Raw genomic sequence first — 12,438 nt, forward strand, 5'->3', positions numbered from 1 at the left:
TCTGCGACCCCCGGTGTTCCGCCGCCGTTCAGTCCGATTTCTGTGACATCAACTCATCGAGCACTTCGCCGTTCGTGTCCACGAGGCGCTTGTACCAATAGAAGCTGTCCTTGCGAATGCGGTCGAAGCTTCCACGTCCATCGTCGTCGGCATCGACATAAATGACCCCGTATCGCTTGGTCATCTGCGAGGTTGAAGCGCTGACAATGTCTAATCCGCCCCATGCCGTGTATCCCAGGAGATTGACCCCGTCCGCGATCGCCTCGCGCACCTGGCGAAGGTGCTGGACAAAGTAATCGATGCGGTATGGGTCGTGTACCCGGCGCGTGTCAGGCGCGCCCATCGTGGGATCGGCGGGTGAGCCCGTGAGCACGTCGGTTGCGCCGAGACCGTTCTCGACGATGAACAGGGGAACCTGGTACCGGTCCCACAGATCGTTCAGCACGTAGCGGAGGCCTTCAGGATCAAGATGCCACCCCCACTCCGTGGTCGAGAGGTGCGGATTCTTGATCGTCGAGAACAGATTGCCCCCCGTCGCACCATATTTCTCGGGCGCAACCGACGATACGAGGCTCATGTAGTAGCTAAACGACAGGAAGTCCACCGTGTTCGCGGCCAATAGTTCGTCGTCACCTGGCTCCATCCGCACGTCAATGCCCTGGTCACGCCAAAATCGGCGAACATGACCTGAATATCGGCCACGAACTTGAACGTCGGAGTGAAACAGGTTCATATTGTTGTCGAATTGGGCTTTCACGACATCCGCCGGGTCGCTCGACGCCGGATAGTGCGACATACGAGCCAGCATGCAGCCAACCTGCGCCGAAGGATCGACGTCGTGCACGATTCGGGTGGCCGATGCGCTCGCCACGAATTGATGGTGCAACGCCTGGTAGCTCGCCTGCCGGGGGTCAACGCCTGGGTCGGGTTCCCGAGCGATGACTCCCCCGCCGGTGTATGGCTCGATCACGGTGGTATTGATTTCGTTGAATGTCAGCCAATAGTGCACCAGGCCCTGATAGCGGGTCGCGATCGTGCGTGCGTACCGCTCGAACAGGCCCACGACGGCCCGGTTGGTCCAACCGCCATACTCTGTGACGAGGTTCAACGGCATCTCGTAGTGAGACATCGTGACAACGGGTGCGATACCTTTCTCGCGGAGGCGCAGGAAGAGGCGTTCGTAGAAGAGCAAACCTTCCTCGTTCGGTTCCAGATCGTCGCCGTTCGGGAAGATGCGGGACCAGGCGATCGACATTCGCAAGGCCTTCAAGCCCATCTCTGCAAAGAGGTCAATGTCACTTTCCCAGCGGTGATAGAAATCACTGCCCCGTCGTTTCGGATAGCCATCGGTGCCGGGAGTCGCAACCGCCTGGGCGATTGAGGCCGCCGAGGCCTCCATGAGAGAGGTGATGTCGACGTAATCGCTCGCGACACGAAAGGGGATGACGTCTGCCTGCGACAGGCCCTTGCCGCCCTCGTCGAATCCGCCCTCGACCTGATTGGCCGCGAATGCGACACCCCAGAGAAAAGCATCGGGAAAAGCGCCGGTCGCTCCCGTCGGACTTGGATCCGTAGCTGTGTCGACAGTTGTCATTTCGTGGGTCATACGACGACCTCCACGGCGGATGCGACGACAGGCGTCACTCGGATGAGGGCGTCCCCAGCTCGCACCGGCCCGGTGGTACCCGGATCGACTGCGTAGCTGGCCGAGTTAGTGACGACGACGATACTCAGGGTGTCGTGGGTGGCGCCGACCGTGTCCAAGTCCACCTCCACCAAGAGGTCACCCACCGACACCCGATCACCGACGACCACGTGGGTGGTGAACCCTGCACCCCGAAGTGTGACTGTGTCGAGACCCACGTGGATGAGTACTTCAACACCCGAATCGCTACGGACGCCGACCGCATGCTTCGTTGGAAACACTGTCACGACCTCACCGTCTACCGGTGAGGTAACCCTGCCGTCAGTCGGCCGAATGGCCGTACCTTCGCCAACGAGTCGCTGAGAGAATGTCTTGTCAGGCACGTCATCGAGAGAGACGAGCTCACCGGTCATCGGCGAGGAAACAATCTCGCTGACACCTGCAGCGGACGGGGCTGCAGGCACCCCCACGACTGAGCGAACCGAAGCCGTGGCGGCTGCGTTGTCCGTGCTGCCGACAAGGATGGACTCGTCGATGCCGAGAACCGCCGAGACGACCGCAGACACGATGAAGGCGACGACAATGCCCACGAGTGACCACCCGAATGTCTCACCGACAAGACCGGGAAGGCCTGGCAGGCCACCGTTGCCGGCGAGAACATAGGCCTTCACACCGAATCCCAGTGAGATGGCGCCACCAACTCCCGCACCAGCCATCGACGCAATCAGCGGCCGGCGAAGCGGGAGAGCGAGACCATACAGCGCCGGCTCCGTCACACCCATGAGGGCCGTGAACGTTGTGGACAGTGAAAGGGCCTTGACCTGCGTGTTCTTTGCGCGGAGGAAGACACCGAATACAGCGCCCGCTGTGGCAAAGGTCTGCACGTACGTGAGGGGCAAGAACTTGTCATAGCCGAGCGCGGCCAGGTTCTGCAAGATGAAGGGCACCAGCGTGTAGTGCATACCCGTCATGATGATCAGCGGCAGCAGCGCGCCGATAACGAAACCGCCTGGGGCACCACCATTGTCGAGCGCCCAGTTGATGCTGCCGGCAATGCCCTTCCCAACGAAAGTGCCCAGAGGACCGAGAACGATGAGTGTAATCGGTACCACGACGACAAGGGACAACATGGGCACGAAGGTGAGCTTGAGGAACGAGGGAACGACCTTCGTGAAGCCACGCTCAACCCACGACAAGAGATATACACCCAACAACACCGGGATCACGGAGTAGGAGTAGACCGCAGTAGTGACGGGGATACCCAGCAAGCCCACCGGATCACCCGCGCCCAGGAGTGCAGTGAGTGCCGGATAAACCAGCGTGCCACCGAGTGACGCGGCAACGTAGGGATTGGCACCGAGCTTCCGGGCTGCCGACACCGCGACGATGATGGGCAGGAAGAAGAAGACTGCGTCCGCGATGGCGGAGAAGATCAGGAATGTCTGTGAAGTCGGGTCAACCCAACCGAAGGCTTTGATCAGCGCCAGGATTCCCTTGAGCAGACCGGCACCGGCAATCGCTGGGAGAATCGGCGCGAATGTGCCCGAGATAAAGTCCAGGAATCGCAGGTGCAGCTTCTGTTTCTCACCCGCCGCCCCGGCCGCGAGGGTCTCGACGGAGTCGACGCTGGCCAGGCGGGGAAGTCTGGCGACGATCGCACGGTAGACGTCGGGAACATCGTTGCCGATCACGACCTGATACTGGGAGCCAGCATCGTTCACGCCCATGACCGGCGTCACAGCCGTCAGCGCGGTTCGGTCGGCCTTCGTGCTGTCCTTCAGCGCAAAGCGTAGACGCGTGACACAGTGGTAGAGGGAAGTGATGTTGTCCTCCCCGCCGACCCCGGCGATGATCGCCGCGGCATCCTTTTCGTACTTCATTAGGAACTCTCCTTCTCGTGAAGAATCCCGGGCTTCACGCGGTGACCCTGACGCGGCTTCGGATTCGTATTCTGTTTTCTGGTGGCGGAAGCGGATGCTTCCGGGTTTGAGGATCGCCTGCTACAGGAAACTGGCGATGTGAAGTCCGATGTAGACCTTTTCGGATGCGCTCATCGCGTGCCCATGACTGCGCATGACAAAGGAATCGACCTTGTCCACGCACGCGAAAGCCGAAGGCTTCTGCTCACGGAGGATGCGTAGGAGTTCCGCGTCATCACGTTGAACCGTCTCTCCAAGAAGAACACGTTGCGCGAAGAAACGAAGGTGGGTGACAAAACGCAGATATGCCGGACTGTCTTCGTCATAAGCAAGACCGAAATCCAGGCGCACGATCTCGAGGACTGAATGGGTGAGCTCCATGAGCCGTGTGGCGCTATCTGCCGCACCGCCCACCTGGGCGTTGATTACGTGCAGGGCAATGCTGATGGCTTCCTCGGCGGGCAAGGCGGAATCGAGCTTTGAGTTGAGTTCGACGACGGCGCTCTTTGCGAACGCATACTCATTGGGGTAAAAACGCCGCACGTCGACCGCGAGCGGCACGGTGAATTCACCCCCATCTCGTGCTCGTTCCACAGCGAAAGAGAGATGATCGGCCAGCGATGCGTACAGGCTGTCGCTGATTTTCGTGGTCAGTTCATCGCGGGCACGAGTGACGAGATCAGCGGTCGCGGAAAGAATATCTCCGGGGATCGACCCGACGATCGAGGCGAAGTGACGACTGGCGGCATCGTCGTCGAGCCGGAATATCTTCTCGACCAAGGACTCGTCGATGGATTCGCCTGGCTTTGAGTTGAACCCCAAACCCTTGCCGAAGACGATGACTTCCTGCAAAGAGTCGTCGAGGGCATCAACGACGTTGTTGTTCAGAACTCGTCTGACGATCACTGCTTTTTCACCTTCACACCCGTTCGAGAAACACTCCTGCTGTCATCGTCCTCGATAACAGCTGCGGTGTTGCCTGCGAATGCAGTGACAAGCCACCAAAAGACTAGCAGTGTCGACTCTGCCTTCGCTGGTCTCGCGCGCGATTCTCCGCACCGACGATGCAGGCACTGCTCCCTTTCGGTACGGTTTGTCTTCCCCGACGTGAATGTGCAGGCACGCCAGCAGGTGTCTCGACCTGGCAGGACTCCGACAACGAAGTTGGACACGTCACACTGCCCGGCACGATCCTCGCTCCAGGAGTAGAAATGCTGCCCCCGAAACAGCCATCTGGCGGATGCTGACCTGGTTTCGATCCCCGATCGGCGCGCCAGGGGGTCGAAGGGACCGTGAAGCCGTTGGGGACTCTCCGATTCACGAGAGAGGCAAGGATTTCGCTCAACACCCAAACCGCGACGAAGACGCCGGCCCCGAGAAGGGCGCCCCAGGGGATGAGCTCGACCCCGGGAATGACTACGATTCGCAGGAGGATCACGGCGACGATACAAGTTAGCTGTCAAGGCCTCGTATTGTCGTTCTTACGTCGACTCAGCCTGAGCAGTCTCCGGTGGCGTGAGCAAAGCCAGGAAATCGGCGAAAGCCCGATTGGCCCGGGTGGTGTCGCCGGTCGCGTCGATGTCCATCAGCAGGCCGCGGATCACGGCGAGCGCCAGGGTCGCGGTCTGGGGCCTGCCGATACTGAGCAGGCCGATCTCGAGGGGCTCCAACCAGTCGAGCGTTGCCGACCGCTGAAAATCGGGCCAGAGAGACAATTCGGCATTGACCCGGAGTTGACTGAACATTCGGAGGTACGGCTTCCCCTCACCGTCCGTCATCGTCGCCCACGCCCGAGCGAGCGTCCGCGTATACGGCTCGTTCGGCCGAACGCGCAGCAGATCGCCGAAAGTCGCCAGTTGGCGCTGCCGGGCACGCCGCAGAATCGCGAGGAACAGGTCGTCTCTCGTTCCAAAGTGGTACAGGAGCATACGGGCGGAGACTCCCGTGGACTTCACGAGAGGATCGAGCCGAGTCGGAAGACCGGACTCTATTGCGTGATCAGTGCAGCGCTCGAGCAGCTCGTCTCGAATGTGCGGTTGCGGCTGTCTTCCCATACCCCCACCTTTTCACGTAATTTCTGTTACGTGTAGCGTGGAAGGAAAGAGACCCAGGAGGACGTGTCCAATGGAAGTACTTTTCGTGCACGGCGCGCTGGTGCGCGATGGATCGTGGTGGTGGTCTGCGACCGCTGACCTCCTCGAGTCCCGAACGGGCATCCGCAGCCGTGCTGTTGCGCTGCCATCGTGCGGCGAACTGACACGCGAACGGAGCGCAGGCGGCTTGACCGGCGACGCAGCGACTCTGCGCCGTGAACTCGACACCGCTGGAGAGGCGATCGTGGTCGGGCACTCATACGGCGGAACTGTCATCGCTGAAGCCGGCACGCATCCCGCGGTGAAGCACCTCCTCTTCATTTCCTCGTACCTGCCCGAGATCGGCCAGTCGCAAGGAAACATCATGAGCGCGGAGCGAAACCCGGTCACCATCGCCCCGAACGAGGACGGCACCCTCGGCGTGTCCGGCTATGACGCGGCCTCCTTCGGAGCTCGATTCCTCCAGGACGCAGATGCACAGACCCAGAAGCAGGCGTGGGAACGCGTCACTACCCAGGACGCCGGGGCATTCATGACGCCGACCACCGCAGCAGGGTGGGAGGGTGTCGACTCGACCTATCTGGTGTGCGGGGACGACCAGAGCACCTCGATCGAGTTGCAGCGCTTCCACGCCGCGCGAGCAACCCGCAGCGTCGAAGTGCGGACGGGCCACCACCCGTTCATCACACGTCCCGACCTCGTCGCCACTCAGCTCATGGAGCTGCTCGGCCCCTGATCTTCGCGATGATCGACGCGTGGCGGGTATCGGCGTCAAGCCCCGGGTTTTGTGGACGCTTTAGTGGGCCCGTTTCATCGGTGTGATGCCCGGGTGTGAGTATGGCTCGTTTGAAGAAGCTGATTTGATCCAGGTTCCGATCAGAACGCCAACAAGCAGTGCGGGGTGCATCCCTGCAAACAGTGTCGCTTTTCGAGGTCGCCTGCACGGCCTACCGCGTTTATCCGCGGCGGGCGCAGGCGACCTCGAGCGGCCAGCTGTTCAACGTCGTGTGCACGATGCGACGTTCAGGCCTCGGCGCGGAGGTACGCATAGACGGTCTCTCGACTGATGTCATCGCCAGTGGATGACCTACCTCCGCTCACAAGGGGTGAACCCTGGTGAGGTGCACGCGGCCTCTGATCCGAGAGGCTGATGTGGTCGCCGCCGCGACTGACCGGCGGCCACACTTCATAAAGGACTAACCCTGCAGCGTCGCCCCGTTCGTACGGATCACTTCGGCATACCAGTCGAACGACTTCTTCTTGAAGCGCTCGAGGGAGCCGCTTCCGTCATCGTTCCGGTCGACGTAGATGTACCCGTACCGCTTGCTCAGCTGGGCCGTCGTCGCGCTGACGAGGTCAATGCACCCCCACGAGGTGTAGCCGATGACGTCGGCACCATCGGCGATTCCTTCCCCGACTTGGACCAGATGGTCGTTGAGGTACGCGATCCGGTAGTCGTCGATTACTGTCTTCACACCGTTGATGTCGACGAGTTGGTCCTTCGCGCCGAACCCGTTCTCGACGATGAAGAGCGGCTTCTGCCAACGGTCCCAGAACTGGTTGATCACCAGACGCAATCCGATGGGATCAATCTGCCATCCCCATTCGCTAGCTTCCAGCGTCGGGTTCGGAACGCCGCCCATGATGTTCCCTTCACCTCGAATGAGCTTGGCCGGGTCAGAGGTGTGGGCGACGGACTGGTAGTAGCTAAAGGAAACGAAATCGACCGTGTTGGTCAGATCTGTGCGATCTTCGTCGGTGATGTTGAGCTCGATCCCCTTTTCCTTCAGGGCACGAAGGAAGTAGCCGGGGTAAGCGCCGCGGGTGTGCACGTCGCCGAACGCGAGGTTGGAGTGGTCGAGATCCATGACGGCTGCAGCGTCTTGTGGCGACGGGCTCAGCGGGTAGATCGGCATGGCGATGATCATGCATCCGATCTTCGCGTTCGGTGCCACTTCTCGGGCGATGCGTGTGGCCCTCGCCGATGCGACGAGTTCGTGGTGCATGGCTTGGTACAGGTCCTGTTCCGTCAGCTGCTCCGTTTCGGGAATGCCGGCCGACATGAAGGGCTCGTGGACGAGGGAGTTGATCTCGTTAAACGTCAGCCAGTACTTGACCCGGCTGCCGTAGCGCTCGAGCAGCGTGCGTGCGTATCGCTCGTAGAGGTTGATGAGTCGGCGGTCGGTCCATCCGCCGTAGGCGTCCGCCAAGTGCAGCGGCGTTTCGTAGTGGGAGAGCGTGACGAGGGCTTCGATTCCGTGTTTCTCGAGCTCATCGAGAACGCGATCGTAGAACGCTAAGCCAGCCTCATTCGGCTCCTTGTCGTCGCCGTTGGGGAAGATGCGGCTCCACGCGATGGAGAACCGGAAGACCTTGAAGCCCATCTCGGCGAACAGGGCGATGTCCTCGGCATAGTGGTGGTAGAAGTCGATGGCTTCGAGCTTGAGGTTATCGGGGGTTGGCGCTGGTGTGCGGGGTGAACGCAACCCATGCGGGAGGACGTCCTGAACTGACAGCCCCTTGCCGTCTTGGTTGTAGGCGCCTTCGATTTGGTTGGCTGCGGTCGCGCCGCCCCACAGAAAGCCTTCGGGGAATGGTGAGGTGGTGTTGGTCATGGATGCTCGGTCCTCTTGTGTCTGTGGGTGGACTTGGGGGTCGACGGTTCTGACCGCCGACCCCGAAGGGGGTTAGTTGACGGCGACAGCCTGGTCGATCGCGACGGCCCTGAAGAGTGGATCTCCGTGGGAGATGGGTCCTGCTGCCTGATCGAACAGCGTCGGATAAAGCTCGCCGTTGGTGACAATGACGGGTGTGGTGAGGTCGTATCCGGCTGCGGTGATGGCGTCGAGATCGAACTCGATGAGCAGGTCGCCCTTCGAGACGGTTTGTCCGCGGGCGACCTTGAGTGAGAAGTGCTCGCCGCCGAGGCGGACTGTGTCGATTCCGACGTGAATCAGCAACTCAGCGCCGTCCGCGTGGCGGAGTCCGATGGCGTGACCGGTTGGGAATGCGACGACTACGGTCGCATCCAGCGGTGCGTACAGGGCTCCCTTTCGAGGAATGATGGCAACACCATGCCCGAGGGACCCGTCGGCGAACGCAGCGTCGGGGGTCTCGCTCAAGGCAATGACGGTGCCGTCGAGCGGGCTCGATACCTCGATTTGCGTGCCACTTTCAGCTGGAGTAGTGGGCTCTTCCGGTTCCTTAAATCCGAAGACCAATGTCAGCATGAACGGAACGATGACGGACGCAAGGAGTCCGATGACCGTTGCCACTGCGCTGCCGTTGCCGATGAGCGCGGGCAGGGCGAGACCCGACGGTGTCACGAATGCGGTTGTGAAGCCACCCCCCAGTGAGATGATCGCGCCACCGATGACTCCACCGACGATACCGAAAGCAAATGGTCGCTTGAGCGGGAGGTTGACACCGTAGATTGCTGGCTCCGTGATGCCAGCAAGGAGCGCGGAGAGGGTCGCCGGGGCGGCTAGGGATTTGAGGTTCTGGTTGCGGGTTCGGAAGAAGACCGCGGCGGTTGCTGCACCCTGCGCGAGGACCGCGGCGAACAGCGGCGCAATGATGAGGGACCGGCCTGCTTCCTGCAGCTCCAGCGCAGCCAATGGGGCGAGGCCCCAGTGGAGACCGAAGATGACGAACACCTGCCAGAGCCCGCCCATGATCGCCCCGCCTGCCCACGGTGCCACCTGGAACACCCAACTGATACCGCCACCGAGCCAGCCGCTGACGATAGCGGAGATGGGCCCGACCACGATGAAGACGAACGGGACGGCGATGAGCACGACGATCATCGGCGTGACAAAACGACGCAGGACGCTGGGCAGTTTCGCGTAAAGGAACTTCTCAGCGTGGCTCTGGAGCCACACGATCACGATGATTGGGATGACGCTCGTGACGTAGCTGACCATGGTGAATGGCACACCAAAGAAGGTGACGTCGGGCTGCCCCGTGAGTGTCGGCAGCGTCGGGTAGAGCAGCGCTGCGGCGATCGCAAACGAGGTGAACTCGTTCGCCTTGAAGTAGCGAGCCGCAGTGAAGGCCAATGCAAGCGGCAGGAAGTGGATGAACGCATCCGACAACGCGTTCAGCACCACATACGTGGAAGTTTCCGGGGAGATCCACTCGAAGGTCACCGCGGCGGCAAGGAACGCCTTCAACAATCCCGTTCCTGCGAGAGCCCAGAGCAGGGGCGTGAAGATCGCGGCGATCATGGCGATGAAACGGTTGAACATGCTCGTCTTCTCCGCCGAAGCCGACGAGGAGCCACTGCCATCCGAGCTCGCGCCGAGCTTCGAGATCTTGCCGATCTCCGCGTAGACCTCCGGCACGTCGTTGCCGATGACCACCTGGTACTGCCCACCCGCCTGTGCCACGGTCACGACACCCGGGAGTGCCTTGATACGCGCAGTGTCTGCCTTCGACTCGTTCGCCAGAACGAACCGAAGGCGAGTTGCGCAGTGGACGAGCGAACGCACATTCTTTTCGCCACCGATATTCTGGAGGATGTTGGCAGCCGTCTCAGAGTGTTTCATATGGGAATTCTCACTATCTACCGCAGCTCCGCGGTTCTTGCTCTGCCGCAGCACTGCGGCACAGATGGACGACGCTCCAGCTTGTTTTTGGGCAATAAAAAAACCTGAACTCAAACATCACCAATTGGTGATGAGAATTCAGGTTTTGCCTGCCGAGCAGTAACAATCCGTCGCGCTCGCAGGGCAACCATGCCCTGCTTTCACTGAAAGTAACACAGGTCTTGCAGCCTGTGAAGCTCTGATTCGTCCTGCGGTGGCGCTGCAACTGTGCCTGCACGGCAAGCGGCGCACGCCCGCAGGTGAGCCACGCCGGGCGGCGAGCATGGACCGACTCCAGGCAGTCGGCCGACACCTGCGGTCGATTACAGTTCCCGTTGACCTGCGCCGCCGCCTATTGCTACCTGGGCCGCAAGGTTCTGTTCAATCCATTCGCGCAAGTTCGTGACGTGGATTCCTCCATCGTTGTCATCGTGTCTCCTTCTAGAGGTTCCCATGTGGGGTGACGACATACTTGCAAAAAACGAGTGAGGTATGAAGACCTCTGTTCCGCACTTCAGGAGCTGAGCGCCAGCCTGTCATATTGACTGGGCGCGGTGGCCAGTGATGGGGTTACGGGTGGAGCTGTTCACGTGGTGGTGAGGCGAGTCGCCGGGCTGCTTCGACGACGAACTGGCGTCGTTGAGCGCGTTCTTGCAGGTCTTCTGGATCGGCGCCGGTGATCATTTCGGCTAGCTGAGGCACGGTCTGCCACCACGCGGCCATGGCGATCAGCGCGAAGATGAGGTGGGCGGGGTCAAGGCCACGGTCGAGGCGCCCCGCCCGTTGGGCGGCGGCAAATCGGTCCACTTTCTCGCGGTAGTGCGCCGTGCGCCCGACGGCGTCAGCGGGCGGACCGCCCTGCAGTCCTTCCCATTGAAGGAGGCGACCGAGCTCAGGGTGGGCAGCGTGATAGTCGTATGTCGCGCCTGCGAACTCGCCGATGTCTGTCAAGCCAACGCCGGTGAGTGCCACAGCAGACGCGAGACGCTCGAGCTCGGTTGCCAGCACAAGATCCCACAAAGCCTTCTTGTCTCCGAAGTAGCTGTACAGCCGCTCTTTGTTCACTCCGGCCCGTGCTGCGATGGATCCGACGGTCGTACCGTCCAGTCCTCGGTCGGCGAACTCTGCCAGCGCGGCCTCGCGGAGTTTTCGGCGCGTTCCTTCGGTATCCCATGCCATGAAATCAGGTTACCAACGCTCGAGTTGGAGTTTTGGTGGTTTCGCGGTAATGTTCCAACCACATCGTTGGAGTTGGAGGATGGGTCATGGATCAGATTGATCGTCTCAGTACGGAAATTCGGCCGCCAGAGCCGGGCACGACAGCGTTGGTGACGGGAGCGAACAGCGGCATCGGATTCGCCGTCGCGCGGCAACTTCTCGATCACGGGGTGGTCGTGTGGGTCGGCTCGCGCGACCTCAGCAAAGGAGAGCGTGCCGCAAGCCAGCTCGGCTCGGCCGTGCATGTCGTGCAACTCGATGTCACAGATTCATCATCGGTCGCCGCAGCGGTGGAAAGAATCGCAAAGCTCGACATTCTCGTGAACAATGCCGGCGTGAACTCGGGCGGCGAAGACGTCACTACTACATCGATCGATCAGCTTCGCACCGCCTACGAGACGAACGTTTTCGGCCTGATCAGTGTGACGCAAGGCTTTCTCCCGGCGCTAAAACGATCTGCGCACCCCCGCATCGTCAACGTCTCCAGCGGTACCGGATCGCTGACCTGGAACAGTGGCCCCAACCCGCAGTTCGACTGGGAACGCGCGCAGGGTGGCGGTCTCGCCTACCGGAGCTCTAAAACCGCTGTCAACGCTGTCACTCTTCTCACCGCTCAGGCACTCGGCAATACCTTCAAGGTCAATGCCCTTGCACCGGGACTGCGCCGCACAAACCTCATCGCAGGCATGACCGTTGGCGGAGACCCGGCAGAAGCGGCCTCAGGCGTGGTCCGCCTCGCGCTGCTCCCCGACGACGGACCCACCGGATCCCTGTGGTCCTGGGACGGCACCCGCGCACCCTGGTGACCGACTTCATCACCGTGCCAGGGCCGAACTTCCGCTGAATCGCGCGGACGTTCAGTGCCGGACGATGGTGCCCCCGCTGGGGGTCGAACCCAGACTGTGACGATTTTAAGTCGTCTGCCTCTGCCATTGGGCTACGGGGGCGCGTCCGAGTCGATCCGGGCTGAGTGGACT

At 61.2% G+C, this 12,438-nt stretch carries 9 protein-coding genes and 1 tRNA gene; 2 read left to right on the forward strand and 8 right to left on the reverse strand.

Annotated elements, in window-relative coordinates:
• Positions 1 to 28: 28 nt before the first annotated feature.
• From MQH31_RS16380 to MQH31_RS16395, 4 genes are all read right to left on the reverse strand, one after another.
• Positions 29 to 1,606 (reverse strand): glycoside hydrolase family 1 protein, encoded by a 1,578-nt coding sequence (locus tag MQH31_RS16380; RefSeq protein WP_279239079.1) that lies wholly within the window; start codon positions 1,604 to 1,606, stop codon positions 29 to 31.
• Positions 1,603 to 3,525: a beta-glucoside-specific PTS transporter subunit IIABC gene (locus MQH31_RS16385; protein ID WP_243012910.1), complete on the reverse strand. Its 1,923-nt coding sequence runs from the start codon at positions 3,523 to 3,525 to the stop codon at positions 1,603 to 1,605. Before MQH31_RS16385 ends, MQH31_RS16380 begins: the two co-directional genes overlap by 4 nt.
• A 120-nt stretch (positions 3,526 to 3,645) precedes the next feature.
• Entirely contained in the window at positions 3,646 to 4,470 is an 825-nt protein-coding gene (locus MQH31_RS16390) for a PRD domain-containing protein (RefSeq protein ID WP_243012911.1), read from the reverse strand.
• Between the two features lie 575 nt (positions 4,471 to 5,045).
• Complete coding sequence (locus MQH31_RS16395) at positions 5,046 to 5,492, reverse strand: TetR/AcrR family transcriptional regulator (protein ID WP_243012912.1); 447 nt, start codon at positions 5,490 to 5,492, stop codon at positions 5,046 to 5,048.
• A 196-nt stretch (positions 5,493 to 5,688) separates the two neighbouring features.
• Between MQH31_RS16395 and MQH31_RS16400 the strand changes: the two genes are divergently transcribed.
• Positions 5,689 to 6,393 carry an alpha/beta hydrolase gene (locus MQH31_RS16400; protein WP_243012913.1) on the forward strand — a complete coding sequence of 235 codons (705 nt, stop codon included), beginning with the start codon at positions 5,689 to 5,691 and terminating at the stop codon, positions 6,391 to 6,393.
• 460 nt (positions 6,394 to 6,853) lie between these two features.
• On the opposite strand, the gene MQH31_RS16405 is transcribed toward MQH31_RS16400, so the two are convergent.
• The 3 genes from MQH31_RS16405 to MQH31_RS16415 form a co-directional block, all read right to left on the reverse strand.
• Positions 6,854 to 8,272: a glycoside hydrolase family 1 protein gene (locus MQH31_RS16405; protein WP_243012914.1), complete on the reverse strand. Its 1,419-nt coding sequence runs from the start codon at positions 8,270 to 8,272 to the stop codon at positions 6,854 to 6,856.
• 72 nt (positions 8,273 to 8,344) lie between these two features.
• Positions 8,345 to 10,318, reverse strand: a complete 1,974-nt coding sequence (locus MQH31_RS16410) for a beta-glucoside-specific PTS transporter subunit IIABC (RefSeq protein ID WP_243012915.1) — start codon at positions 10,316 to 10,318, stop codon at positions 8,345 to 8,347.
• 495 nt (positions 10,319 to 10,813) lie between these two features.
• Complete coding sequence (locus MQH31_RS16415; RefSeq protein ID WP_243012916.1) at positions 10,814 to 11,422, reverse strand: TetR/AcrR family transcriptional regulator; 609 nt, start codon at positions 11,420 to 11,422, stop codon at positions 10,814 to 10,816.
• 86 nt (positions 11,423 to 11,508) lie between these two features.
• Here MQH31_RS16415 and MQH31_RS16420 point away from each other — a divergent pair, with 86 nt between their 5' ends.
• Positions 11,509 to 12,267 carry an SDR family NAD(P)-dependent oxidoreductase gene (locus MQH31_RS16420; RefSeq protein WP_243012917.1) on the forward strand — a complete coding sequence of 253 codons (759 nt, stop codon included), beginning with the start codon at positions 11,509 to 11,511 and terminating at the stop codon, positions 12,265 to 12,267.
• Positions 12,268 to 12,332: 65 nt separating this feature from the next.
• Here the strand turns inward: MQH31_RS16420 and MQH31_RS16425 are convergent.
• Positions 12,333 to 12,408, reverse strand: a tRNA-Leu gene (locus MQH31_RS16425).
• Between the last annotated feature and the right edge of the window lie 30 nt (positions 12,409 to 12,438).

The sequence above is a fragment of the Cryobacterium zhongshanensis genome (genome assembly GCF_022760445.1).
GTDB classification, from domain to species: domain Bacteria; phylum Actinomycetota; class Actinomycetes; order Actinomycetales; family Microbacteriaceae; genus Cryobacterium; species Cryobacterium algoricola.

Coding starts and splice junctions, on each gene's coding strand:
- MQH31_RS16380 (WP_279239079.1), bottom strand. CDS start 1,606: ATGACCCACGAAATGACAACTGTCGACACAGCTACGGATCCAAGTCCG.
- MQH31_RS16385 (WP_243012910.1), bottom strand. CDS start 3,525: ATGAAGTACGAAAAGGATGCCGCGGCGATCATCGCCGGGGTCGGCGGG.
- MQH31_RS16395 (WP_243012912.1), bottom strand. CDS start 5,492: ATGCTCCTGTACCACTTTGGAACGAGAGACGACCTGTTCCTCGCGATT.
- MQH31_RS16405 (WP_243012914.1), bottom strand. CDS start 8,272: ATGACCAACACCACCTCACCATTCCCCGAAGGCTTTCTGTGGGGCGGC.
- MQH31_RS16420 (WP_243012917.1), top strand. CDS start 11,509: ATGGATCAGATTGATCGTCTCAGTACGGAAATTCGGCCGCCAGAGCCG.
- MQH31_RS16415 (WP_243012916.1), bottom strand. CDS start 11,422: ATGGCATGGGATACCGAAGGAACGCGCCGAAAACTCCGCGAGGCCGCG.
- MQH31_RS16400 (WP_243012913.1), top strand. CDS start 5,689: ATGGAAGTACTTTTCGTGCACGGCGCGCTGGTGCGCGATGGATCGTGG.